The sequence below is a fragment of the Serratia sp. JSRIV006 genome (genome assembly GCF_019968685.1).
GTDB lineage: Bacteria > Pseudomonadota > Gammaproteobacteria > Enterobacterales > Enterobacteriaceae > Chania > Chania fonticola_B.
The window spans coordinates 3,722,351-3,748,315 of sequence record NZ_CP074137.1 but is presented as its reverse complement, the minus strand read 5'-3'; the positions used below and the strand labels follow the sequence as shown (position 1 = coordinate 3,748,315).

Below are 25,965 nucleotides of genomic sequence, written 5' to 3'. Positions count from 1 at the left end.
CAGACGCTATGGCACAGAACTGTCAGGTGGTGGTATCACGCCCCGAGATCCAGCTGGGCAAGCAGCTCCATGTTGCCAATGCAGGAACGTTGTTTACCCAGCAAGAGATGACAATCGCCGCTGAGTGTGTGGGGACGGGGCCGATCACGTTGCTGATTGATGGCACGCCGGATGAGGGGGGACAACACTTTCGCTTTGGCGCAGCGGGCAGAATGACACTGTCGCTGCTGGCTGCGCAGTATGACGGTAGTGACACAGGGCTGAGGCTGAGTTCTGCGCTGCAGGGGGAAAGGCAGCTATCGTCGGGTTCATCGGTACTGCTGTCTCCTGGCAGCCAGCTTACCACGCTCGCAACAGGGGCCGTCGAGAAGGAGACCCATCTGCTGATAGTGCAACTGCGCCTGGATTTTCCCGCCGCAGGGGATGAGGGCCGGATCCGCGATCTGACGGAGATGAGCGGCCAAGTGAGGTTTGAAGCGCGGCAATAGTCGATATCGCCTGAGGCTGCTGACAAACCCCAATGGGTTCACAGTGGAGGGGCACTGCATGCTGTGCCGGTATTGCCTCTGTTTTTGTTATGGAAGAAGTATCCAGTCTAGGGATGGTTAATGTTAGTTAATCTGAAAAATGGTACTTAAATGAATATGTTTAAAATTACAGTTCTGACCCTTGCCATCGCTACTTCTGCGAGTTCTTTGACTGCGATGGCGGCGGAAACGGCTCAAATTACGGTGAAGGGGGCGGTATTTCCTTCTGCGTGTGCCATCTCTGTTGATGGTTCTGTTGACTTCGGTAATTTGAAAAAAAACGAGCTGCAAGAACAAACTAAAAATCAAAATGCCTATCAGTTAGGCTACAAGCCTGTTGGTTTTACTATTCAATGTAAATCGGCAGCCAAAGTGGCACTATCTGCACAGGCGGACACCCCTGTTTCTGGCACCCCCACGATGGGCGTTGTTAGCTACCTCAGTGATACCGACAAAGCGCTGCGTGCCGAACCCGGGCAGCTTGCATCCCTAGGGGCGCTTGAGGGTGAAGACATCGGCTATTTTACCGTGATGCTGGCAAGTGCCACCCTGGATAGCAAAGATGCCGAGCTTATCTCCTCCAAAAATGGCGGCAGTAGCTGGAGCGCGGTTTCTGGCACCGCCGAGCATTTGATGTATCAGGATGGATCCGGGTTCCATGGTTGGGGGAAAGACAACGCACCACAGGAAGCCACTAATATCTCTGGTGTTATAACGGTCTCTGCGGCACTTAACGTTAAAGTTGTGGAAGAGCTGAAAGACGTTGTCAACTTTAACACTAACACCACTCTAAGCCTGCAATACCTGTAAACCCTAGGAGTATTGTCTGGCGGTTGTCTGCCAGACAATGAGCCCACCATAGCTTGCGTTTACGTTAAGCATCGGTAGTGGCCTGGTGCTGGATTTGCTGCGTCGTTGGCTGAATGGCGGCCAGGTTTGCGGCAGAAGCGGTGGGCTGGGAATGGTCGACATTACCGCAGAGAAACTTGTTGATGGCGATGATATATCCCTTATGGATCATAATAATATAAGGGGTATTCGCTGTGGGATTGTGTTGTTACACTCTTTGCGGGTGCTTGAGACTTTTCGTCTTGGGCATTGTGTGGCAAGGCGGAAAGTTGAAAGCCCCAAACTGACGTTAACTCAGAATGGGGCAACCAATAACGCTTCGACACCGTTATGGTAGCCCCTTCACAGCAAGGAGGCAAGCCATGTATAAAAAACATGCGCTCTATGCGTTACTGGCTGTATGCATTACGGTTTTGGTATTAGTCTGGATGATTAAAGACCGCTTTTGCGGTCTGGAAATCTACCAGAAAGATATCACTATCCTGGTGTCATCGGCCTGTATGCGGTAGGTGAAGTGGTAATCATAAGGCGGGGGTAACCCCGCCTTAAGGTCTCCAGGCGTGGTTTCAGGCACCCAATCTCAGATTTCCAGCTCGATATCCATGGCGGGCATGCAGCAGCAGGGCAGGATCTCGCCGTGATTGATAAATGCCAACGGCTGCTGGTGGTAAGCGACCTCACCCTTCAGTAATTTCACTCGGCAGGCACCGCAATAGCCGGAGCGGCATTGGTATTCCACTTCTACCTCATGCAGTTCCAGCACGTCGAGCAGGCACTTCTCACCTTCGGGGCAGGAGAGCTGCGTACCGGTGGCACGCAGCGTGATGGTTGGTGCCGCCACTTACAGCTCGAAATCACTCAGGTCGTCGGCGTTGACTTCAGAGTCAATCTGGCCGACCAGGTAAGAGCTGACTTCAACTTCCTGCGGAGCCACCTGCACGTTATCCGACACCAGCCAGGCGTTGATCCACGGGATTGGGTTGGAGCGGGTAGGGAACGGTGAACCCAGGCCGACGGCCTGCATGCGGATATTGGTAATGTATTCCACATACTGGCACAGGATGTCTTTGTTCAGGCCAATCATGGAGCCGTCACGGAACAGATATTCGGCCCACTCTTTCTCTTGCTGTGCCGCCAGGACGAACAGGTCATAACACTCTTGCTGGCATTCCACGGCGATTTCGGCCATCTCTGGGTCATCGGCGCCTGAGCGCATCAGGTTCAGGATATGTTGCGTACCGGTCAGGTGCAGGGCTTCGTCGCGGGCGATCAGCTTGATGATTTTGGCGTTGCCTTCCATCAGCTCACGCTCGGCGAAAGCAAACGAACAGGCGAAGCTAACGTAGAAACGAATGGCCTCTAGTGCGTTGACGCTCATCAGGCACAGATACAGCTGCTTTTTGATGGCGCGCAGGTTAACGGTCACCGTTTTACCATTGACCTGATGCGTGCCTTCACCCAGTAGATGATAGTAACTGGTCATTTCGATCAGATCGTCGTAGTAGCCGGAGATATCTTTTGCCCGCTTGAGGATCTCCTCGTTGGTGACGATATCGTCAAACACCACCGACGGATCGTTAACGATGTTACGAATGATATGGGTGTAGGAACGCGAGTGAATGGTCTCTGAGAATGACCAGGTTTCGACCCAGGTTTCCAGCTCCGGAATGGAGATCAGCGGCAGAAATGCCACGTTAGGGCTACGGCCCTGAATGGAGTCCAGCAGCGTCTGATACTTCAGGTTGCTGATGAAGATGTGCTTCTCGTGTTCCGGCAGCGCTTGATAGTCGATACGATCGCGTGCCACGTCAACCTCTTCCGGACGCCAGAAGAAGGAGAGCTGCTTTTCGATCAGCTTTTCGAAGATTTCATGTTTTTGCTGGTCGAAACGCGCCACGTTGACCGACTGGCCGAAGAACATCGGCTCAAGCAACTGGTTGTTTTTGTTTTGAGAAAAAGTAGTGTAAGCCATGAGCTTGGATCCATTAGTGCCGGGCTGAAAATTAAAGGGGCCGGAAGAGTTCCGGCCCGCTGTGTCAAACGTTAGATCTTGCAGGCGCCGCCTTCACAGTCGTCATCGCCGCCCTGAGCAGGCTGCATGTCTTCCTGGATATCATCTGCACCGTCGCGGGTGTTCTGATAATACAGCGTTTTGACACCAAACTTGTAGGTGGTGAGCAGATCTTTCAACAACTGCTTCATCGGCACCTTGCCACCCGGGAAACGGGTTGGGTCATAGTTGGTGTTCGCCGAGATCGACTGATCGATAAATTTCTGCATCAGGCCAACCAGTTGCAGGTAACCGTCGTTATTCGGTAATTCCCACAGCAGTTCGTAGTCATTTTTCAGACGCTCATACTCAGGAACGACCTGGCGCAGAATACCGTCTTTGGACGCTTTGATACTGATGTGGCCGCGTGGTGGCTCAATGCCGTTGGTGGCATTGGAGATCTGCGACGAGGTTTCCGACGGCATCAAGGCAGACAGCGTTGAGTTGCGCAGACCGGTCTCTTTGATCTCTTTACGCAGGGTTTCCCAGTCGTAATGCAGCGGTTCGCTACAGATCGCGTCTAAATCTTTCTTGTAAGTATCGATTGGCAGGATGCCCTGCGCATAGGTGGTTTCATTGAACCACGGGCAAGCCCCTTGCTCCTGAGCCAGACGGTTCGAGGCTTTCAGCAGGTAGTACTGGATCGCTTCGAAGGTTCTGTGGGTCAGGTTGTTGGCGCTGCCGTCGGAATAACGTACGCCGTTCTTCGCCAGGTAATAGGCGAAGTTGATCACACCGATACCCAGAGTACGGCGGCCCATCGCGCCACGGTGAGCGGCTTTGATAGGGTAATCCTGATAATCCAGCAGGGCGTCGAGCGCACGCACGGCTAGCGTAGCCAGCTCTTCCAGATCGTCCAGGCTCTCAATCGCACCCAGGTTGAAGGCTGACAGCGTACACAGTGCGATTTCACCGTTTTCGTCGTTAACGTCATCCAGCGGTTTGGTCGGCAAAGCGATTTCCAGACACAGGTTTGACTGGCGTACCGGGGCGATCTGCGGATCGAACGGGCTGTGGGTGTTGCAGTGGTCGACGTTCTGGATGTAGATACGGCCAGTAGAAGCACGTTCCTGCATCATCAGTGAGAACAGCTCTACCGCTCTCACGCGCTGCTGGCGAATGCTACTGTCTTTCTCATACAGGGTGTACAGACGTTCGAACTCGTCCTGATCGGCGAAGAACGCGTCGTACAGCCCTGGGACGTCAGACGGGCTGAACAGGGTGATGTCTTCATTCTTGATCAGGCGCTGATACATCAGGCGGTTGAGCTGTACGCCGTAGTCCATGTGACGGACGCGGTTGCCTTCAACCCCACGGTTGTTTTTCAGCACCAGCAGGCTTTCCACTTCCAGATGCCACATTGGGTAGAACAGCGTTGCTGCACCACCACGCACACCGCCCTGAGAGCAGGATTTTACTGCGGTCTGGAAGTGCTTGTAGAACGGGATACAGCCGGTGTGGAAGGCTTCACCGCCACGAATTGGGCTACCCAAGGCACGGATACGGCCAGCATTGATACCGATACCGGCACGCTGTGAAACGTATTTCACAATGGCGCTGGAGGTGGCGTTAATGGAATCCAGGCTGTCACCACACTCGATCAGCACGCAAGAGCTGAATTGGCGGGTTGGGGTGCGCACGCCAGACATGATCGGCGTAGGCAGTGAAATCTTGAAGGTGGAGATCGCGTCATAGAAACGTTTTACGTAGTCCAGACGGGTGGCGCGCGGATAGTTGGAGAACAGGCACGCGGCAACCAGGATATACAGGAACTGGGCGCTCTCGTAGATCTCGCCGCTAACGCGGTTCTGCACCAGATATTTCCCTTCCAACTGCTTCACGGCAGCGTAGGAGAAGTTCATATCACGCCAGTGATCGATAAAGGAGTCCATCTGCTCGAACTCTTCAGTGGTGTAGTCTTCCAGCAGATGTTTATCGTATTTGCCCATTTCCACCATGCGTGCAACGTGGTCGAGCAGTTTCGGCGGCTCAAACTGACCGTAAGCTTTTTTACGCAGGTGGAAGATGGCGAGGCGAGCGGCCAGATACTGATAGTCCGGTGCGTCACGGGAGATCAGATCGGCTGCAGCCTTGATGATGGTTTCATGAATATCGGCGGTTTTGATGCCGTCATAAAACTGAATATGTGAACGTAACTCTACTTGAGAGACCGAGACGTTGTTTAAACCTTCCGCGGCCCAGTCGATGACTCGGTGGATTTTGTCGAGGTTGATGCGCTCTTTACTGCCATCGCGTTTAGTTACAAGTAGGCTTTGGTTCATTTTTACCTGTCCGTGAGATTCCCCTAAGCAGAAAGTGTAGTCGCTCTGCTCAGTATGTAAACACTATATATAGGGGGTGTATGTCGGTGAGGTAACAAGATAGTGATAAAACGGTGGGTTTGCAAGTGAACAAAACCTGCCGATCTTGTGGATAACTTGGGGGTGAAATGTTACCAATTGTTCCTAGTGCGCGCCCTATCTGGGGTGGCAAGGTTGTCAATAAGCACGATGAGATTTTGCTGATTTTGTGAAAACCCCGATCGTTTGCCGCTTTATTAAACGTTAGAAAAAAACCGCATATTGATCTGCTTTTATATTCTTAAAAATGGTTTAGATCGGCTTTTTTGATCGAGAACGGATAAATAGGTATTTATCTTATACGCTTAGTTGCACCGGCGGCGGAAACATCGCCCCCGGTACGTTTCGGCAGTTTCAACCCTGGTGCTGGGTATGCACCATGTAGTTCACATCAACGTTGCGGCCCAGCTTGAAATGGTCGGTGATCGGGTTGTAATGCAGGCCGATGATATGTTTTTCACGCAGCTCGGTGCCGTCGACCCAACCGATCAGTTCAGAAGGGCGGATGAACTTCTTATGATCATGGGTGCCCTGTGGCACCATCTTGAGCACGTATTCAGCGCCGATGACCGCCATCAGCCAGGCTTTGGTATTGCGGTTGATGGTGGAGAAAAACACATGGCCGCCTGGTTTGACCAAGTGTGCACAGGCGCGCACGACGGAGGCCGGGTCAGGGACGTGCTCGAGCATCTCCATACAGGTGACGATGTCATACTGTTGTGGATGAGCTTGCGCATGGCTTTCTACCGTTTCTTGCACGTAGGTCACCTGCATACCGCTTTCCAGCGCATGCAGTCGCGCCACCTGGAGTGGTTCTGCCCCCATATCCAGCCCGGTCACTAACGCACCTTCACGTGCCATGCTCTCTGCCAGAATGCCGCCGCCGCAGCCAACGTCGAGCACTTGTTTGTCAAAAATGCCTCCTGCGCGCTGCATGATATAATTCAGACGCAGCGGATTGATCCGATGCAGCGGCTTGAACTCACCTTCCAGATCCCACCAGCGCGAGGCGACAGCTTCAAATTTGGCGATTTCCTGGTGATCAACGTTAGGCGCGTGACGGGATGATTCAGCATTCATGGGCGTTATTAGCTCCTGGTTCTCTTATGATGCAGATTATACATGTTCCGGCACGCTTGGCGCAGCGCTGTTGTTATCGAGGCAAGTGTTATCGAGGTAATTTTCGCCCGCAGGGCAGCACATTTCAGCGAAACAGCGCCGGTAATTTCCCCGTAAAGCGCGCTTTGTGATATAGTTTTACACCTTTGGCACTACGCCAAGGCAGATGAATCATTCAGTATGAGGGATAGCAGCTCCATGAGCGACCTTGCCAGAGAAATCACACCGGTAAATATCGAAGAAGAGCTGAAAAGCTCGTATCTGGATTACGCGATGTCGGTTATTGTCGGCCGTGCGTTGCCAGATGTTCGTGATGGACTGAAGCCGGTGCACCGCCGCGTTCTGTACGCGATGAATGTACTGGGTAACGACTGGAATAAACCCTACAAGAAATCGGCCCGTGTCGTTGGGGACGTGATCGGTAAGTATCACCCGCATGGTGACAGCGCGGTGTATGACACGATCGTCCGTATGGCCCAACCGTTTTCGTTGCGTTACATGTTGGTGGACGGCCAGGGTAACTTCGGTTCTGTGGACGGCGACTCCGCCGCAGCAATGCGTTATACCGAAGTGCGCATGTCGAAAATCGCCCACGAACTGCTGGCGGATCTGGAAAAAGAGACCGTCGACTTCGTGCCAAACTATGACGGTACCGAGCAGATCCCGGCCGTTATGCCAACCAAGATCCCGAACCTGCTGGTCAACGGCTCGTCCGGTATCGCCGTGGGCATGGCGACCAACATTCCGCCGCATAACCTGTCTGAAGTTATTAATGGCTGTCTGGCCTATATCGAGGATGAAAACATCAGCATTGAAGGGCTGATGGAACACATCCCAGGCCCGGACTTCCCGACGGCGGCGATCATCAATGGCCGTCGTGGTATTGAAGAAGCCTACCGTACCGGCCGTGGCAAAGTGTATCTCCGCGCCCGTGCCGAGGTAGAGGCGGACGCTAAAACCGGCCGCGAAACCATCATCGTGCATGAAATTCCTTATCAGGTGAACAAAGCGCGCCTGATCGAGAAAATTGCCGAGCTGGTGAAAGAGAAACGCGTTGAAGGCATCAGCGCGCTGCGTGACGAGTCTGATAAAGACGGCATGCGCATCGTGATTGAAGTCAAACGTGACGCCGTGGGTGAAGTGGTGCTGAATAACCTGTATTCGCTGACTCAGCTACAGGTCACCTTCGGTATCAACATGGTGGCACTGCATCAGGGCCAGCCAAAGTTGCTGAACCTGAAAGATATTCTGCGTGCATTTGTGCGCCACCGCCGTGAAGTGGTGACCCGCCGTACCATTTTCGAACTGCGTAAAGCCCGCGATCGCGCCCATATCCTGGAAGCGTTAGCCATTGCCTTGGCCAACATCGACCCGATTATCGAACTGATCCGCCGCGCGCCGACTCCGGCAGAAGCGAAGATTGCGTTAATCGCGCAGCCTTGGGATCTGGGTAACGTCGGGGCGATGCTGGAACGTGCCGGTGACAACGCTGCACGCCCAGAGTGGCTGGAGCCAGAGTTTGGCATCCGTGACGGCAAATATTACCTGACCGAGCAACAGGCTCAGGCGATCCTGGATCTGCGCTTGCAGAAACTGACCGGCCTGGAGCACGAGAAGCTGCTGGACGAGTATAAAGAGCTGCTGAACCTCATCGCTGAGCTGATCTTTATTCTGGAAAACCCAGACCGCTTGATGGAAGTGATCCGTGAAGAACTGGTGGCCATGCGCGATCAGTTCGGCGACGCACGCCGTACCGAAATTACCGCCAACACGTCTGATATCAACATCGAAGACCTGATCAACCAGGAAGATGTAGTCGTGACATTGTCGCATCAGGGCTACGTGAAGTATCAGCCTCTGACCGACTATGAAGCGCAGCGTCGCGGTGGTAAAGGCAAGTCAGCCGCCCGTATCAAAGAAGAAGACTTTATCGATCGTCTGCTGGTGGCCAACACCCACGACACGATCCTGTGCTTCTCCAGCCGTGGTCGCCTGTACTGGATGAAGGTGTATCAACTGCCTGAAGCCAGCCGTGGTGCTCGTGGCCGGCCGATCGTCAACCTGTTGCCGCTGGAAGCCAACGAACGTATCACCGCCATTCTACCGGTACGTGAATACGAAGAAGGCCGCCATGTATTCATGGCTACCGCTAGCGGTACCGTGAAGAAAACCGCATTAACCGAGTTCAGCCGCCCGCGCAGCGCAGGCATCATCGCCGTTAACCTCAACGAGGGTGACGAGCTGATTGGTGTTGACCTGACCGACGGCAGCAACGAAGTGATGCTGTTCTCCGCCAACGGTAAAGTGGTCCGCTTCCCAGAAGGGCAGGTTCGTTCAATGGGCCGTACCGCTACCGGCGTTCGCGGTATCAACCTCGGTGAAGGCGATCGCGTAGTTTCGCTGATTATTCCTCGTGGTGAAGGCGATATCCTGACCGTGACGCAGAACGGCTACGGCAAGCGTACCGCGGTAACGGAATACCCGACCAAATCGCGCGCGACCCAAGGGGTTATCTCCATTAAGGTCAGCGAGCGTAATGGTCAGGTTGTTGGGGCTGTACAGGTAGAAACTACCGATCAAATCATGATGATCACCGATGCAGGCACGCTGGTGCGTACCCGTGTCGCGGAAGTCAGCGTGGTTGGCCGTAACACCCAGGGTGTCACCCTGATCCGTACTGCGGAAGACGAGAACGTTGTCGGCCTGCAGCGCGTTGCTGAACCGGTTGAAGATGAAGAGCTTGATAGCCTTGAACCGGGCGCAGAAGAAGCGGAAGAAGATACCACACCACTCGATGAGGGTGATGATGATACCGGCGCCGTAGACGATATGGATGACGAGAACGCCTAAATAGCACGGCCTTGGCCGTATAATCTGGGTGGTTCAAAAAGGGCTTGGCAGCGATGCTAGGCCCTTTTTCAGTTGTATGGTTTAATTGCTGCAATCACTTGTCGATGCTGCACGGGATCGTTGTTTTGCTATGATTATGCTCGTCACCCCTTACACTGGCATGGTACCTGCTTGAAATACTTAGCCTCTTTCCGTACCACGTTAAAAATTTCCCGCTATCTGTTTCGGGTACTGGCGTTCATGCTGTGGTCGCTGGGTGCACTGCTGACCACGTTTTATATCCTGGATATCGTGCATGAGAAAGAATCCGATATCAGGCAGGAATATAATCTCAACTTTGACCAGGCTCAGGGCTACATTCGCCACTCGGCGGATATCATCCGCGACATCAAATACATGGCGGAAAACCGCCTCAACGGCACGGTAGGGAGCCTCGAGCTGTTCACCGGCATGATGAATGGCAAAGACAGCCAACCGGAGATGAAGCCGCTGTACCCGGAATCCAACTGCGCGCTGAACTCCAACTACCGTGACTCGATCACCTCGTTAAACAGTCTGATCCAATACTGGAAAGAAAACTTTGTCGCGGCCTATGATCTGAACCGGGTGTTTTTTATCGGCAGTGACAGCCTGTGCATGACCGAATTCGGTAGCAGTAACGGCATCACCGATCGGCAAAACGTGCTCAAGGCGCTGCATGAGCGCATCCTTAAATACCGTAACGCCGCCAACAGCGCGGAGAAAGACAATAACCTTTACTGGATCAGCCCCAGCCAGCAGCGGCCTGATGTAGGTTACCTGTATGTAATGACGCCGGTCTATGTCGGCAACAAACTGGAAGCGCTGCTGGGGATTGAACAGACGATCCGCCTGGAAGACTTTGTCACCACCAGCAACTTGCCGGTGGGGGTTAATCTGCTGGATGAGAACAACGAATCGGTGCTGCGACTGGCCAATGGCGATCGCTATGCCTCTTCGCTCAATGTTTATCCGCAGGAACACACTTATTTTGGCTATGTAGACAGTTACCAGGATCTGATCATGAAGAAGGCGCTGCCGCCTTCGTCGCTCAGCATCGTGTATTCATTGCCGGTGAAGAGCGTGGTGGAGCGTTTCAAGGTACTGATCCTCAATGCGGTGCTGCTTAACCTGCTGTCGGCCGTGGTGTTGTTCAGCCTGGCGTGGTTGTTCGAGCGCAAGATGTTTCTGCCAGCGGAAGAGAATGCCTTCCGGTTGGAGGAGCATGAACAGTTCAACCGCAAAATCGTGGCTTCGGCACCGGTGGGTATCTGCATTCTGCGCATCAGTGATGGTACCAACATCCTGAGTAATGAACTGGCGCATAACTATATCAACCTGTTGACCAACGAGGATCGGGATCGCATTACACGCATTATCTGCGAACAGCAGGTCAACTTTGTAGATGTGATGACCAGTAATAACAACAATCTGCAAATCAGCTTTGTGCACTCCCGTTATCGCAATGAGGACGTGGCTATCTGCGTGCTGGTTGACGTTAGTGCCCGCGTCAAAATGGAAGAGTCGCTGCAGGAAATGGCCGCGGCAGCGGAGCAGGCCAGCCAGTCCAAATCGATGTTCCTGGCCACCGTCAGCCATGAGCTGCGCACGCCGCTGTACGGGATTATCGGCAACCTGGATCTGCTGCAGACCAAGGCGTTGCCGCAAGGGGTCGACCGTCTGGTCAATGCGATGAACAACTCCTCGGGGCTGTTGCTGAAGATCATCAGCGACATCCTGGACTTCTCCAAGATTGAATCCGAGCAGTTGAAGATAGAACCCCGTGAGTTTTCTTGCCTGGAAGTGATTACCCACATTGCGGGCAACTACTTGCCGCTGGTGGTGAAAAAGCGGCTCGGTTTGTACTGTTTTATTGAACAAGGTGTGCCTGAACGTATCAATGGCGATCCCGTGCGTTTGCAACAGGTCTTGTCTAACCTATTGAATAACGCCATCAAGTTTACCGACACTGGCTGTATTATCCTGCAGGTCTGCACCCGTGACAGCTATCTGGAGTTCAGCGTTCGCGATACCGGCGTCGGTATTCCAGAAAAAGAGGTCCTGCGCCTGTTTGATCCCTTCTTCCAGGTTGGCAGCGGAGTACAGCGCCATTTCCAGGGCACTGGGCTTGGGCTGGCGATTTGTGAAAAACTGATCAACCTGATGGACGGTGATATCGCGGTGGAGTCCGAGCCTGGTCTCGGCAGCCTGTTTACCATTCGCATTCCGTTGTTTGGAGCGCAGTTTCCGACGCCGCAGGCCAGCGATACCTGGCAGGGCAAAAACCTGTGGCTGCAAATTCGTAATCAGCGGTTGGAAAGCTATCTGCAGGCGATCCTTGGCGGCTTCGGTGCCACGGTATTACGTTATGAGGGGCAGCAAACCGCAGCAGGGGACGTTCTGCTCAGCGATTATCCTTTGCAGGTGGATACCCCGCTGTTGGCACAGATTGAATTCTCCATTGCGCACATCGGACCGTCATTGGAAACGCACCCGGGTTACTGGCTGCATAGTACCTCTACGCCACGGGATGCCATCCTGCTGTTGAACCGGTTGTTTGGTGTGGTTACCGAAAACGATAAGGCGTTGGTACAACTGCCGTTATCGGTTAAGGCCAATAATGCTGATAACGGGGATATTCGCCTGCTGGTGGTAGACGATCACCCGATCAACCGGCGCTTGCTGTCCGATCAGCTGTCATCGTTGGGCTATCAGGTGATTACCGCCAATGATGGTGTCGATGCGCTCAGCGTACTGGAACGCAATGCGGTGGATATCGTATTGACTGACGTCAATATGCCGAATATGGATGGCTATGAATTGACACGTTGCCTGCGTAAGTCGAATTTCACTGCCCCGGTGATTGGCGTAACGGCTAATGCGCTGGCAGAAGAGAAACAGCGCTGTCTTGAGGCCGGGATGGATAACTGCCTGTCGAAACCGGTCACGCTGGAGACGCTGGAGCAGTCGCTGGGCTATTACAGTCAACGGGTACGGCGGCTTAGGGCTGAATCGGAAACGGCATAAACACTAAAGGGCGACTAAGAGCGCCCTTTAAATTGATAACCATGCTGGTTCAGGGGCGCCGCATGCTGCACCCGTTGAACTTTAGTCTTTATCCAACTGCGTCATACTGACGGAGGAGAGATAGTTAAGCAGTGCGATATCGTTATCAACACCCAGCTTCATCATGGCTGATTTCTTCTGGCTACTGATCGTCTTGATGCTGCGGTTCAGTTTTTTGGCGATTTCGGTCACCAGGAAACCTTCGGCGAACAGACGCAACACTTCGCTTTCTTTCGGAGAGAGGCGTTTGTCACCGTAACCGCTGGCACTGATTTTCTCCAACAGCTTCGAGACGCTCTCTGGCGTGAATTTCTTGCCTTTCTGCAATGCGGCCAGCGCTTTTGGCAAATCGGTAGGAGCCCCCTGTTTCAGGACGATGCCTTCGATGTCCAGATCCAACACCGCGCTGAGAATGGCCGGATTGTTGTTCATGGTCAGAACGATGATCGACAATTGCGGATAGTGGCGTTTGATATATTTTATCAGCGTAATGCCGTCGCCATATTTGTCACCCGGCATCGAAAGATCGGTGATCAGGACGTTGGCGTCCAGCTTGGACAGATTGTTGATCAGTGCTGTAGAGTCCTCGAACTCCCCAACGACATTCACCCACTCAATTTGCTCAAGTGACTTCCGGATGCCAAACAGTACGATAGGATGGTCATCGGCAATAATTACGTTCAGGTTATTCATGTTGTTGGCTACCTTGCTGCAGCAGTCTACTGACGAAAAAATCAATCTGACTGATGTTATTCTCGATCTTGAGCGCATCACCGTCCGCGATGTGCTGTTCTAACGATTCACACAGAAGCTTTCCGGGAAGCAGATTTAACATGGCAAACACGCCCTTCAGGCGGTGTGCGGTTTGAGACAGCGCTGCAAAATCACCGCTGCCCGCCTCAGTATACAGTTTTTTGATATCGTCGGGTACTGTATCAATAAACAAACCATAGTAATCACTTGATCTCAATTGTTTTTCATACACTTGGGCGCTTTCTGCCAGGGATCCTACAGGGTTTTCTTCCTGCTCTTGTGCCGCCATCTGGTGTTCTATCAAGATCAGAACCGCGTCGATCATGGCATTGTGCAGGTTATAGTTGACGCGGATATAGCCTTTATCAAGCTGTTGCCAGCCTGCTTCATCGCTGGTTAGCAGCAACGTATAGTCGTCGGCCTGCTGCGGGTTATCGGTCAGTAAAACATCATATTCCCGGCTGTTTTGGTGCTCCTCGGCCACGATGCAGTTGGCCCCATATCCCGCCAGTAGCTGAGTCACGATCTGGCGGATCTCGTCGGAGGTGATATCCAGCAGCGCCGTTACTCCATCGAGTAACTTCTCCGTCGCCTGTTCCTCTGTTTTCTCCTGCTCCATAGTGACGCGAATGGTATAGCGGGTACCGATATCGATTTTGCTGCGGATATCCAACTGGCCATTGAGTTTTTTGCACAGCTGATTACACAGGAAAAACGTCAGCCCAGAGCCGTGATCGAAGCGATCGACCAGCGTTTGGCTGAGGAACGGGTAGGTCAGATTGCTGATTTCCTCATTGGAAATGCCGGTGCCGGTGTCGTTGATATGAAATACCAGGTGTTCAGGGCGATCGACTTCCTGTTCCACCACCAGGGTGATCTTGCCGTAGGCGGTAGTGATGATGGCGTAGCGCAGCAGCAATGAAAGGATTTTGCGCAGTGCGCCAGCATCGCCAATGTACTGTTGGTTGACGTCCAGATTAACGTGATTGAACAGCGCCAGCCCTTTCTGGTTGATGGCTGGCAGCACGTCCAGCAGCAGTTCATCCAGCAGTACAGTGGGGTTGAAAGGTTGACGAACCGGCTGCCAATCCTGTGTCTCCAGCCGGGTGAGCAGGGTGATATTGTCGATCAGATCCAATACCGATGCCGAAGCCAGGTTGAGTTGTTTAAGCAATGTCTGTTGCTGTTCGGCGTCTGATGGTTGGCACAGGCTTGCGGCCAGTTCGTGCATTTGCCGCACCGGCTGATTCAGCTCGATCCCCAGGTTGTGTAGCATCAACTTACGGGCCTGAACGTTTTTATCGTATTCGCGGCGGGCCTGTTGCAGCCGTTTGTTCACCATCACCTCTTTATCCTGATCGTTGAGCAGGAACAGATAGGTTTCCGCCGTGCGTTGGCTGCGGAAGATGCGGATCTCATAGACTTCGTTGTTGACCGTCGCCTGGATCACGCCATGATGCTGCTCCGCCATATGGGCAATTTTGGACAGGCTGAGGTGTGGCATCAGGTGCTCAGCGATCTTGTTGCTGGTGATCACGCTGTTATCGGCAAAGTCATAGACCAGCAGCCCGCAAGGCAGACTGGCAACAATTTCCTGGTTGAGCGAGCGTTGGAGATCCAGCTCGGCGGCGATATTTTCGCTGGGGCGGATGTATTGCTGGCGGAGGAAATAAATGCCCACCATCGATAGCGTCAGCAACAGCAGATTGACCGCCAGTAGCCAGATGTTATTGCGCAGCAGGTCAATCGCCAGATTGAAAGCTGAAACGCGGTAAATCAGCTGCAGCGGCGAGTTGGGTAATGAAACACTGAACTCAACCCAACTGCCTTTCAGGGCGGCCTGGGCGTTGATTGCCGTTTCGGTTGGCACCATGCTGTCGTCGATCTCTGCATTATCGGGCAGCAGCAGGAAGTTGGAGCGGGCCATATTAAGCGGGATGATATCGTTAATCGGCAGGTCGAAGGCGATCACCGTGGCCAAATGCCCCGGCTGGTTAAAGGTGGTGCGGATAGAAAACGAGTAGGCGTTCTGGAAGCGCTGTTTACGCAGGCCGGAAAAACTCTCGCGTTCGTCCAGCATATTGGCCTGTTGCAGCATTTCGGTGCGGCGGTCTGACACCGACGTAGTCAGGTAGTTTTCTTTCAATCGCGAAGTCAGGTCTTTCAGCGATTGGGTCGTCACCAGGCTCAGGCTGTTATCTTGCCCGTTGAGAAAATACATCGCATAGTTTTCGGTCTCGGTTCCCCAGCGGTTATCCAGGAAGTCAGAGATATTGGCAACCGTAGCCAGCGTGGCGTTGTCATGGTTGCCAAAAATGACCGCATCGGTTTTGCTGCGTCGCTTCTCAACATAATATACATCCGGACGCAGTCGGGTTTCCTGCAGGTTGGTCTCAACAGCAAGCGACGCGGTATTACCAAATTTGTCGTAGATTTGCTCGGTCAGAGAGCGGTAGCTGTCGATACGTTTTTGCAGCATGTTGGCGATGGTGTTGACGGCATGTTTTTTCTCCGTCAGATAGGCGTTGGTATAATTATAGCTGTACAACCCAATGGCCATGGCCAGCAGCACGACAAACAGCCAGAAGCTGCGGGTGATGTAGCGGGAGTTGATGGTCAGTTGTCTATCTTGCAACATGGCTACGCATTCCTGAAATTAGCGAGTGACCGCTTTGGCGCTGGCAGTGACGATTAGCAGCAACGCAGCGACACAGGCCAGGGCAAACGTCAGGCTGGAGACCTGGGCGATTAGCCCGATCACTGCCGGGCCGGCCAGAATACCGGCATAGCCCACCGTGGTGACCGAAGCGATGGCCAGGTTGGCAGGCATGACGCGTTGGTTCCCCGCTGCGCTAAACAGAATAGGGACCACATTGGATGCCCCGACGCCAACCAGCATAAAACCAATCAAAGAGGCTATGGCGCTGTCTATCGTAATCGCCAACGCCAGGCCGATGGCCGCACACAAGCTACCCAGCAACAGTACCTGATATCTGCCCATGGCATTCACTACGCGATCGCCATTCAGCCTGCCGATCGTCATGGCAATGGAGAACAAAGCGTAACCCAAGCCAGCCTGGTTATGATCCATCCCGCGCATGGTGGTCAGGTACAGCGCGCTCCAGTCGAGCATTGAGCCTTCCGCCAGGAACATGATGAAGCACAGTAGGCCAATGAACATCACCCAGCCTCGTGGCAGAACGAACATCGGGCCTTCTTTATCTCCGCCGCTTTCACGCAGCAGGTTTTTACTGGCAATCAGCAGCAGAGCCAGAATGGCGACGACGGCGATCAGAGTGGCTTGTAGCGGACCGAGCCCCAACCATAATAGGGCGCTGACTCCACCCGCACCGGCTATCCCGCCAATGCTGAAGAAACCGTGAAAGCCGGACATCATGGCTCGATTGCTGGCGCGTTCGACCACCACGGCCTGAATGTTCATGGCCACGTCAATCATACCAATCGCTGCACCGAACAGCAGTAAGGCTAATGCCATCCCCAAGGTGGAGTCCATCAGCACCAGCAGCGGCAAATCGATGCATAGGGCGATACCCGCCAGCAGGATCACGCGGCGACAGCCAAATTTGCCGGTCAAAAGCCCAGTCAACGGCATTGCCATGATCGAGCCAACTCCGATGCATAGCAGCAGCAGGCCTAATGAGCCGTCATCTATATTGATACGCGTTTTGGCAAAAGGCACCAGCGGTGCCCAGGTGGCCATTGCCAGTCCGGCGATAAAAAAGGCCAGGCGGGTGGCATTCTGCTCGGGCACACCGGGCTTAATTTGTTCGTTGCAAGTGACTGTCATGTCGGTATCGGGATCGGCTCTGGATAGTGGCTTAAATGAACCCCTGTTTTTATCACAATCTGTGATCGGGGTCGAAAGGATTCGCGTTAACCGTGTAACCCATCAGGGGGGCAGGAGCGGTGTAAGATCACTCGTGGATGAGGGAGAAATAGTTTCTCAAGGTAACAAATCTATTATCTAGGGAATTGAAGCAGGATTCATTGCTATTTTGTATGTGATTGTTGTCTATTTAAACGATGAGCGGCGACAAATTATTCGTTGGTTAATTAATTGGCGGTCTTTTAGGGGTGTTTTAGCTATTAGTGCGGTAATTGATCATGTTTATGATATCTCTCTGTGATTAAATTTGTGCATAAAATGCTTTATTGGCACGATTTTATCGCTGATTTTTGGGTATAAAAAAACCGGCCAGAGGCCGGTTGTAACTACAAAAATTATCATACGGATAATGAAGGTAATAATGAAAATAATGATGATAGCGGGATGATTATAGCGTCAGGCATGGCAACGATTTTTGGCACAACGTGCTTATTGCTGGATACTTTTGTACTGTTATCTTTATTTTTATAAAGTTTTGTATATGTAATTGATTTATATGCGTTATTTTATTTTTTATCTTTCAGTGCTTTATTTGTCTTGTCGGTAATGTTTTGTGAAAGTTCGCCAGTATTTACATTTTGAAACCTTTAAATATAGGTATGAAACACCATCGGATACTTGGTATCATTTTCTTTCTGGATTAATATAGCCCTTGTTACCAGAATGGTGATTCACAGTCGCGCTAATAATGCTCAGAAGAGCAGTGGCCGTAGCTCGACATAATTAAGAGGATAATAACGATGAAACTTCGAGTACTCTCCCTGGTCGTCCCAGCTCTGTTGATGGCAGGCACAGCAGGTGCAGCAGAAATCTACAACAAAGACGGCAATAAACTGGATTTGTTCGGTAAAATCGATGGTCTTCACTATTTTTCCGACAACGATAAAACCGACGGCGATCAGTCTTACATGCGTTTTGGCCTGCGTGGCGAAACTCAGATCAACGATCAACTGACCGGTTATGGTGAGTGGGAATATCAGGTTCAGTTGAACAAAACTGAAGACGAAAATGACTCCTTCACCCGTGTGGGCTTCGCTGGTCTGAAATTCGGCGATTACGGCTCATTGGATTACGGCCGTAACTACGGTGTGATGTATGACATCGGCGCATGGACCGACGTGTTGCCTGAGTTTGGTGGCGATACCTATGGCGCGGACAACTTCCTGTTCCAACGCACCAGCGGTGTTGTGACTTATCGTAACAACAACTTCTTCGGCCTGGTTGATGGCCTGAACTTTGCTCTGCAGTATCAGGGTAAAAACGGCAACGGTGAAGAAAGCAACAATGGCCGTGATGTCCTGAACCAGAACGGTGACGGCTACGGTATGTCCGTATCCTACGATCTGGGCTATGGCATCAGTGCTGCCGGTGCGTTCTTCAACTCTGATCGTACCAACGATCAGAACGGTGGCCCTAACGGCACCTCTTCCATTCTGGGTCGTGGTGACAAAGCCGAAGGCTATAGCGGCGGTCTGAAATACGACGCCAACAACGTCTATCTGGCAGCGATGTATACCCAGTCTTACAATGCTACCCGTTTCGGCAACAGCAATAGCTCTCTGTACGGTTACGCGAACAAGGCACAGAACTTTGAAGTGGTTGCACAGTACCAGTTCGACTTCGGCCTGCGTCCTTCCGTGGCGTACCTGCAGTCTAAAGGCAAGGACATTGGCGGCGGTTACGGCGACCAGGATCTGCTGAAATATGTTGATGTGGGTGCGACCTACTACTTCAACAAAAACATGTCCACCTACGTTGACTACAAAATCAACCTGCTGGACGACAACACATTTACCGACAAAGCCGGTATCAATACCGACAACGTGGTTGCTGTAGGCCTGGTTTACCAGTTCTAAGCAATACTGTGAATGTGACCACGCGGCCTTCGGGCCGCGTTTTTTTTGCCCATTAGCCAGCCGCACAGATTGATCTTCACGCGGCACTGATTGCTATTCTGTTGAGTCTGTAACTGCCTACCCTGTTTGTAAATTGATAAATCAGGAGGTTGGTATGGAACTTAAGATTGAGCGTGTGATTGAGACGGTGCTGTATGTTAACGATATCGAACGTGCCGCAGCCTTCTATCAGCAGGTGTTGCAACTGCCAGCGATGGTCGCGAATGATCGTTTCCGGGCCTATAACATCTCCGATCAAAGCGTGTTGCTGCTGTTTGTTGCCGGAGATTCGCTGAACGGTGCTCAGTATCCGGGAGGCTATATTCCCCCTCATGACGGCAGCGGCCCACAACATCTTGGTTTGGCCGTGAGCAAGGCCCAGTTACCCCTGTGGGAGCAGCAGTTGGCCGAACACGGTGTTGAGATAGAAGGGCGTATGCGTTGGGAGCAGGGCGCGGAGAGCATTTATTTCCGCGATCCGGATGGCCACCTGTTGGAACTGGTGACGCCGGGTATCTGGGCCAACTATTAACAGCGGCAACGCATTATTGGCATAAAAGCCTTTTAGCTTCTACACTTACATAACAATAAGCATGCTAAGGAGATAAGCTATGACAATGAAACTGGTTTTGGCCGGATGTACTGCGGCGCTATTTACCGTACTGACTGGGTGTACCACTTACGACAGGGCCGCGAGCTATGTGAACGAGCCTGTGGTAAGCGATGTAAAAGTCGGGATGACTAAACAGCAAGTGCGCGCAATTGCCGGGCCACCATCAACCTCAGCCAGCCTGATCCATGCGCAGGGTACCTGTGATACTTATGCCGTGGCACCACGGGACGGCAAAGCACAGACCTATTTTGTCAGCTTCAACGACACGGGCCACGTGATGAACAAGGGGTATCAGAGTTGTTCAGAGTACGATACCCAACCTAAATAACTGCCTGCTTATTGTCCGAAAAGAGCCTCGCTGATGCGGGGCTCTGGTTTTTTTAAGCGCAATTGGTCTGAAATTTAAGCTAACGAGCGTTTTGACGCATTTTTTTACGTCAAAACGATAGACATTTCATAACGGTACCGTTAATATCTGCGCCCATTGGAAGGATGGCCGAGTGGTTTAAGGCAACGGTCTTGAAAACCGTCGAGTGTAACAGCTCCCAGAGTTCGAATCTCTGTCCTTCCGCCAAATACAGACCCCAAGCTCGTAAGAGCTTGGGGTTTTTCGTTTTCAGATGGCCTTCAGGTCTTTACTTTCCAGGCGCTTGCACCACTTCGCCAGGTGATTTTCCGCGTGTTCACATTGCCATCAGGATCTCGGTAAAATCGTTAGTGATAGACGATGTCATGGGCTCGTCACGTTTAATAATATAAAAGCATGCGCTGATATTGATATCTTCAGCAGATTTTTTCTTGAGGTTCAGCTGTGGGCTGTAATGCTCCACAACACGATCGCTTAATAGCGCGAGATAACCCTGTTGTTTCACTAGACACCAGGTGGCGAGGAAAGAGTCAGTTTCCACGACATTACCCTGCTGCGTGCACGGGAAAGAGGAGTCTTGCATTGCTAAACGGCCTGCAGTACAGGAATGTGGAACTACCCACTTTGTTTCTTCCAGCGGCAGCTCATCAGAGGAGTGATTGTTCCCTTGATAAAGCGAAAACGTCTCACATTTGAAGTCCTGCGTTACCAGATCGACACTGTTAATCCCCTCGCTGAGGTTGCAGACCACCAGATCCAATTCGTTATTTCTCAACTTGGCAATCAACTCTTCGGAGCAATCCTCAATCACGATAATGCGGGTGTGTGGATAACGCTGATTAAAGATCTCAAGTGCCTCGGGGAGATAGCATAGCAGTGGGTAGGTGCTCATGCCTAAGCGCAAGAATTTCTCTCCGGTTTCTTTCAGTCCACGGAATTCATAAATGGTATTTCTTAACTCATTGGTGATAGCGTCAATGCGTTGAAAAAATGCTTCACCTACCGGAGTGAGCCGGACACCGCGGTTGCTGCGTTCCAAAAGACGCGAGCCAATATTTTCTTCAAGTTCTTTAATAATACGGCTGAGTGTCGGTTGTGAAATAGCCAGCTTTTTTGATGTTTCATGTAAGCTACCGCAGTAAATAATTTCTTTAAAAGTAGTCAGATGAGATAATTTCGGCATACTTTTCATAATCAGTCTCTTCATTCATATTTGAATTGGCGGTGTATAAGGGGGCTGTATGACGTTTTTAACCAGAGCCACAAATTCTGCTGTAATAGGCCTGCTTCATCATGCTATCGCCAAGTAAAGTATTGACGGTTTTATCAAGTACCGTAGTAGTGACAGAGGCGGGCATGAGAGTTGCGGTGATTTCTACGTCATCATCGCCAAAAGGCTCAATATCCAGGTGCGAGATAAAGCAGTTTTCGGCTTGCATCACCTGTTTGAATTTGGCTAACGCTTCGCGTTGCTCGTGTTCAAATGCAATCACGCAGATCTGGTAGGTGGATTCACCGTTAACATCGCTGAAGGGTTGTTTGTTGACCATATTGACGATCGGGCGCAGCAGTGTATTGGCAGCCAGTACGTATAACGTAGCGGCCAGAGCATCTCCATATAATGCACAACCCGCGCAGGTACCGACGGCTGCCGATCCCCACAGCGTAGCCGCTGTGTTCAGACCGCGGATATTCATTCCTTCTTTCATGATTGCCCCGGCTCCGAGAAAACCGACGCCAGAAACCACATAAGAAATCACTCTTACCGCCCCCCCACTGCCATCAATGGTCATGGCCAGATGGACAAAGATAGCTGCGCTGGTGGCAACAAGTGTATTGGTGCGTAACCCGGCAGTGCGTTGCCGGAACTGTCTTTCATAGCCAATAATTGCGCCAAGTAAAGATGCTGTTGATAGCGTTATTAATGTTTGAATAAAATGCATGATAAAAACCAACATGTTATCTGCTTATCATGAAACACCGATAAAAAGGTAGTCCTTGATAAACAGGTAGTTAAAATGGCAGACTTTTCATCTGCCAGTCAGCGATTAAAAATTGATATTCTGCCTGGCAGACGCGGAGCAGTGGCGTTTATACAGGCCGGGCTTTAATAGACCGAAGTAGCAATTTGCTGGCTTAGCTCAGCGCTGATTTCTTCGATCAGGCTTTGCATTGAGCGTTTGTTCCGCTCCTCACGCCGTAGGGTGATTTCATAATTTCCAGTAACGGTACCGGGGTCTGAACCTAGCAAAATAATCCGATCTGACATCATTACGGCTTCTGTTATGCTGTGGGTTACTAAAATCATGGAGCGAGTTTTTATTTGCCGCGTCGACCAGATCTGCATTAGGTCGTTACGTAGATTTTCTCCGGTATAAATATCCAGGGAAGAGAAAGGTTCATCCAGTAACAGCAACGCAGGTTCGACGACGAGCGCACGGGCAAACCCCACCCGTTGGCGCATACCACCGGAAAGTTCTCGTGGGAAAGCATTGCGGTATTTTTCCAGACCAATCAGGTTCAGCATTTTTATCACCTGTTTGTCGATGGTGTCTTGGGAATAATGCTGTGCCTGCAATCCAAAGGCGATATTTTGATAAACGGTTAACCAAGGGAAAATAGCAAAGTTCTGGAAAACCATGTTGATTTGTGGGTTAGGGCCTGTGACTTTGTCCTCACCGAGCATGACATCCCCAAAATCAGGAGATATCAAACCTGAGATGATCCGCAGTAGGGTGGATTTGCCCGAGCCGGATTTCCCTAATACGCTGATCACTTCATTGTCATAGACGTTGAGGTCGATATCACTAAGGACCAAATGTGATTTTTGGGTCGTAGGTTGGAAGCTCTTACTCACGTTGCTGACAGTAAGTAATATTTTTTTCTTGGCCATCATATTTCCTTGGTTATCTTTTAAAAAATAAATAGGTGAATAGGATATGCCGCTGAGTTTTGCACAGAAACATCCAGACGTGAAAATATACACTAGAGAATGCCAGCGGTCTTATTGGTCTGATTAATAAGTTGAATTCTGGTTATTGAGAGATGCTGTCAGCTTAGGATCGCCTAGTATAAGGCGCTGAAGGAGGTGAGAATAAAGTGCAGCTGTAACGTGATGACGTCACATACGAATACTTTTCAGGACGCAGTAAAATGACTATTGCGCCTAAGCCTCCAGCAGGCTCAACAAACCAATGAATAACGAACCGTCGGTGTCCATAATTTTATCCTGTATCAAATCGGAGTCTCATAGTACCCACAAGGGTCAGGAAGCTCAATAACTGAGTGATGTTTTATAACTGCAAAATGTAATTTAATATTAATGGATATCGCAAGGGATGTTTAAACTAAACACAGCATCAACGAGATTGGAGTTTAAATGAGTGGTTGACTATAAATCCCGGAGCATTGGAAGTGAAACTAAAACGTTAAATGAAGGTAATGCAGTCAACGTGGTGATTGTTATCTTTGGCGTCGCTATGAAAAATACCCTAATTTCAGAGGGAAATGCCTATTGGCAATGTGGAATGGGGAAAGAAACGGCTAATATGATTGTATTCACTGTTTTTAACTTTCATTCATATGTCTTGCTTGCTAGCTTTACCCATTCAAAAATGCTAAAAAGCCCAATGAGGTCAAACCTCATCAGGCTGGGTTTCAGCGCTTAACTTCTCAGAACTGGTACATAATCCCTGTTTCAACGACATCATCAGAACCTAAACCGGCTGCATTGTGTTTATCCAGCAGGTTCAGTTTGTACTCTACATAGGCTGACATATTGGCATTGAAGCTATAACCCAGCGCCATATCTATATACTTGACCAGATCGGTATCACCGATGCCAGGCAGGTCACGCCCACGTGACTGCAAATAGGCAAGAGAAGGGGTGATGCCAGAATCAAAGTGATACTGCGCCACGGCTTCGACGGCATCTGCCTTTGGTGCAAAGCCGGTGTAGTTGCCACCCTCTACGTAGGTCATGTTCTGAGTGCGGGTATAGTTTGCTGCCAGATAGAGGTTATCCCGATCGTACTTCAGGCCCAGAGTCCAGGCTCTGGCACGATCGCCATTGGCCAGACCAAAACTACGCTGTGCCTGTGTACGATCCGAATTGGCGTAGGCACCGCCAGCGCTCAGTCCCCAACCCATGTCGTAGGTCGTGGAGAAGGAATATCCGTCGCCGTTTTGTGTCTGCAGGTCTTGCGTGTGATGGGCATCGTCGCCCCGATTCTTTCCCTGATATTGCATGCCAATATTCAGGCCATCAATAATCCCCCCCAAACCCTGATTATGATAGGTCAACATACCGTTGCCCCGACTGGTCATAAAGTTATCGGCAGCTTCATAACTGTCATTACCAAACTCGGGTAATACATCGGTCCAGCTTCCCACGTCATAGAGTAAACCGTAGTTGCGCCCATAGCTGATGCTGCCAAACGGGCCGAATTTCACCCCGGCAAAACCCAACCGCGTGTAGTTACCACTTTGCTCGCCGCTTTCCGCTCCGTTCAGCCCAATCTGATATTCCCATTGGCCGTATCCAATGATGTCATCATTAATTTGTGTTTCGCCTTTAAAGCCAAAGCGAGTGTAGGATTGATCGCCGCTGCTGCCAGCATTATTACTGAAATAATGAACACCATTAATCTGCCCATATAAATCCAATTTATTTCCGTCTTTATTTGCGATTTCTGCAGCTAACGTGGTGCTGGCTACTGGCAATAGTAACCCCAATACAGCCAAGTGCATTATTTTTTTTCATTTCAATAACCTGATGTTAATAAATACGTTGAAAGCTATGATGCTTTTTGTGATATCGCAATTCTCTTATACAAACGATCGCTGGTTTCATCAATAATGGCTGCCATATTCTGTCTGCCTCGTGATTCTCTTGGCCTGTCGATAACGATCTCATCGGTGATTTGCCGTTTATTGGCATCCATAATGACGACTCGGTCGGACATCATGACCGCTTCCTCTATGTCATGGCTCACCATGATGATGGCGCTGATATTATTTTTTTTGTTCGTCCAGATATTCATTAAATCCATCCGCAGTTTCTGTGCGGTAAAGATATCAAGAGAAGAAAAGGGCTCATCCAACAGCAAAACTTTGGGCTCCACGGCTAATGCTCGGGCAAAACCTACGCGCTGGCGCATACCACCGGAAAGTTGACGGGGCCAGGCTTTCTCATACCCATTCAGGCCAACCAGCGTGAGTAATGCTTTCAGCTTTTTGTCGATCAATTGCGGTGGCAAGTCTTGTGCGATCAGGCCAAAGGCGATGTTGTCATACACCGTGAGCCACGGATAAAGAGCATAAGACTGGAATACCATACTGATATCGGCATTGGGTCCTTCGATAGGTTTTCCTGCCAGCGATACCGTGCCGGTATCAGGGAAAATCAGGCCGGCAAATATGCGCATCAACGTTGATTTGCCAGAACCTGACTGCCCAAGGATCGTAACGAACTCCCCCTTGTGAACATTCAGATCCACGTCGCGCAGTACTTCCTTGGGGAGCTTGTTTTCTCCAATGAAGGCTTTGTTTACCTGCTTGGCGCTGAGTACCACTTCTTGAATAGTCATTTA

General features: G+C 51.1%; 22 protein-coding genes and 1 tRNA gene. 10 read left to right on the top strand and 13 right to left on the bottom strand.

Translation table 11 applies throughout. The annotated features are described in order from the left end of the window. The first annotated feature begins 8 nt into the window (after positions 1-8). Together KGP16_RS17390 and KGP16_RS17385 are read left to right on the top strand one after the other, a co-directional pair. Positions 9-488, top strand: coding sequence for a hypothetical protein (locus KGP16_RS17390; protein WP_223500052.1), 480 nt, complete (start codon positions 9-11; stop codon positions 486-488). A gap of 150 nt (positions 489-638) precedes the next feature. Continuing rightward, on the top strand, positions 639-1,337 hold the full coding sequence (locus KGP16_RS17385) for a DUF1120 domain-containing protein (protein WP_223500050.1): 699 nt from the start codon (positions 639-641) through the stop codon (positions 1,335-1,337). Positions 1,338-1,401: 64 nt separating this feature from the next. Here KGP16_RS17385 and KGP16_RS17380 read toward each other — a convergent pair whose 3' ends face one another. After that, positions 1,402-1,548 (bottom strand): hypothetical protein, encoded by a 147-nt coding sequence (locus KGP16_RS17380; RefSeq protein WP_223500049.1) that lies wholly within the window; start codon positions 1,546-1,548, stop codon positions 1,402-1,404. Positions 1,549-1,738: 190 nt separating this feature from the next. On the opposite strand from KGP16_RS17380, the gene KGP16_RS17375 reads away from it, so the two are divergent. Continuing rightward, on the top strand, positions 1,739-1,885 hold the full coding sequence (locus KGP16_RS17375; protein ID WP_021805961.1) for a Hok/Gef family protein: 147 nt from the start codon (positions 1,739-1,741) through the stop codon (positions 1,883-1,885). A gap of 71 nt (positions 1,886-1,956) precedes the next feature. Here KGP16_RS17375 and yfaE read toward each other — a convergent pair whose 3' ends face one another. The 4 genes from yfaE to ubiG all read right to left on the bottom strand — a co-directional run bounded on the left by yfaE (position 1,957) and on the right by ubiG (position 6,866). Then, a complete protein-coding gene (gene yfaE / locus KGP16_RS17370) occupies positions 1,957-2,217 on the bottom strand; it encodes a class I ribonucleotide reductase maintenance protein YfaE (protein WP_021805960.1) in 261 nt (86 codons plus the stop codon). After that, positions 2,218-3,348 (bottom strand): class Ia ribonucleoside-diphosphate reductase subunit beta, encoded by a 1,131-nt coding sequence (gene nrdB, locus KGP16_RS17365; RefSeq protein ID WP_021805959.1) that lies wholly within the window; start codon positions 3,346-3,348, stop codon positions 2,218-2,220. A gap of 71 nt (positions 3,349-3,419) precedes the next feature. Then, positions 3,420-5,708, bottom strand: coding sequence for a class 1a ribonucleoside-diphosphate reductase subunit alpha (nrdA, locus tag KGP16_RS17360; protein ID WP_021178494.1), 2,289 nt, complete (start codon positions 5,706-5,708; stop codon positions 3,420-3,422). Between the two features lie 432 nt (positions 5,709-6,140). After that, positions 6,141-6,866 (bottom strand): bifunctional 2-polyprenyl-6-hydroxyphenol methylase/3-demethylubiquinol 3-O-methyltransferase UbiG, encoded by a 726-nt coding sequence (ubiG, locus tag KGP16_RS17355; protein ID WP_021178493.1) that lies wholly within the window; start codon positions 6,864-6,866, stop codon positions 6,141-6,143. Between the two features lie 237 nt (positions 6,867-7,103). Between ubiG and gyrA the strand changes: the two genes are divergently transcribed. Together gyrA and rcsC are read left to right on the top strand one after the other, a co-directional pair. Further along, positions 7,104-9,755 carry a DNA topoisomerase (ATP-hydrolyzing) subunit A gene (gyrA, locus tag KGP16_RS17350; RefSeq protein ID WP_021178492.1) on the top strand — a complete coding sequence of 884 codons (2,652 nt, stop codon included), beginning with the start codon at positions 7,104-7,106 and terminating at the stop codon, positions 9,753-9,755. Positions 9,756-9,926: 171 nt separating this feature from the next. Continuing rightward, on the top strand, positions 9,927-12,800 hold the full coding sequence (gene rcsC, locus KGP16_RS17345; protein ID WP_021805957.1) for a two-component system sensor histidine kinase RcsC: 2,874 nt from the start codon (positions 9,927-9,929) through the stop codon (positions 12,798-12,800). Positions 12,801-12,881: 81 nt separating this feature from the next. On the opposite strand, the gene rcsB is transcribed toward rcsC, so the two are convergent. Genes rcsB through KGP16_RS17330 form a run of 3 tightly spaced genes read right to left on the bottom strand, consistent with a single transcriptional unit; the run spans position 12,882 to position 17,400 of the window. Next, positions 12,882-13,532, bottom strand: coding sequence for a response regulator transcription factor RcsB (gene rcsB, locus KGP16_RS17340; protein ID WP_021178490.1), 651 nt, complete (start codon positions 13,530-13,532; stop codon positions 12,882-12,884). After that, the gene (gene rcsD / locus KGP16_RS17335; RefSeq protein WP_223501546.1) at positions 13,525-16,227 is read right to left on the bottom strand and encodes a phosphotransferase RcsD; all 2,703 of its coding nucleotides are present in this window, start codon (positions 16,225-16,227) and stop codon (positions 13,525-13,527) included. Before rcsD ends, rcsB begins: the two co-directional genes overlap by 8 nt. Positions 16,228-16,248: 21 nt before the next feature. Further along, a complete protein-coding gene (locus tag KGP16_RS17330; RefSeq protein WP_037375510.1) occupies positions 16,249-17,400 on the bottom strand; it encodes an MFS transporter in 1,152 nt (383 codons plus the stop codon). Between the two features lie 839 nt (positions 17,401-18,239). Between KGP16_RS17330 and ompC the strand changes: the two genes are divergently transcribed. From ompC to KGP16_RS17310, 4 genes are all read left to right on the top strand, one after another. Next, positions 18,240-19,355, top strand: coding sequence for a porin OmpC (ompC, locus tag KGP16_RS17325; RefSeq protein ID WP_209522573.1), 1,116 nt, complete (start codon positions 18,240-18,242; stop codon positions 19,353-19,355). A gap of 154 nt (positions 19,356-19,509) precedes the next feature. Beyond that, on the top strand, positions 19,510-19,926 hold the full coding sequence (locus KGP16_RS17320) for a VOC family protein (protein ID WP_021805953.1): 417 nt from the start codon (positions 19,510-19,512) through the stop codon (positions 19,924-19,926). 79 nt (positions 19,927-20,005) lie between these two features. Further along, positions 20,006-20,335 carry an osmotically-inducible lipoprotein OsmE gene (gene osmE, locus KGP16_RS17315; protein ID WP_021805952.1) on the top strand — a complete coding sequence of 110 codons (330 nt, stop codon included), beginning with the start codon at positions 20,006-20,008 and terminating at the stop codon, positions 20,333-20,335. A gap of 158 nt (positions 20,336-20,493) precedes the next feature. Next, positions 20,494-20,581, top strand: a tRNA-Ser gene (locus KGP16_RS17310). A gap of 109 nt (positions 20,582-20,690) precedes the next feature. On the opposite strand, the gene KGP16_RS17305 is transcribed toward KGP16_RS17310, so the two are convergent. The 3 genes from KGP16_RS17305 to KGP16_RS17295 form a co-directional block, all read right to left on the bottom strand. Beyond that, the gene (locus KGP16_RS17305) at positions 20,691-21,566 is read right to left on the bottom strand and encodes a LysR family transcriptional regulator (protein ID WP_059201263.1); all 876 of its coding nucleotides are present in this window, start codon (positions 21,564-21,566) and stop codon (positions 20,691-20,693) included. A gap of 58 nt (positions 21,567-21,624) precedes the next feature. Beyond that, complete coding sequence (locus KGP16_RS17300) at positions 21,625-22,332, bottom strand: MgtC/SapB family protein (protein WP_021805950.1); 708 nt, start codon at positions 22,330-22,332, stop codon at positions 21,625-21,627. Positions 22,333-22,481: 149 nt separating this feature from the next. Beyond that, the gene (locus KGP16_RS17295) at positions 22,482-23,270 is read right to left on the bottom strand and encodes an ABC transporter ATP-binding protein (RefSeq protein WP_037375509.1); all 789 of its coding nucleotides are present in this window, start codon (positions 23,268-23,270) and stop codon (positions 22,482-22,484) included. Positions 23,271-23,757: 487 nt separating this feature from the next. Between KGP16_RS17295 and KGP16_RS17290 the strand changes: the two genes are divergently transcribed. Then, positions 23,758-24,042 (top strand): hypothetical protein, encoded by a 285-nt coding sequence (locus KGP16_RS17290; RefSeq protein WP_223500048.1) that lies wholly within the window; start codon positions 23,758-23,760, stop codon positions 24,040-24,042. A gap of 4 nt (positions 24,043-24,046) precedes the next feature. Here the strand turns inward: KGP16_RS17290 and KGP16_RS17285 are convergent, their stop codons facing one another. Both KGP16_RS17285 and KGP16_RS17280 read right to left on the bottom strand, forming a co-directional pair. Continuing rightward, positions 24,047-25,123: a porin gene (locus tag KGP16_RS17285; RefSeq protein WP_223500047.1), complete on the bottom strand. Its 1,077-nt coding sequence runs from the start codon at positions 25,121-25,123 to the stop codon at positions 24,047-24,049. 47 nt (positions 25,124-25,170) lie between these two features. After that, entirely contained in the window at positions 25,171-25,962 is a 792-nt protein-coding gene (locus KGP16_RS17280) for an ABC transporter ATP-binding protein (protein ID WP_059201261.1), read from the bottom strand. Positions 25,963-25,965 lie beyond the last annotated feature (3 nt).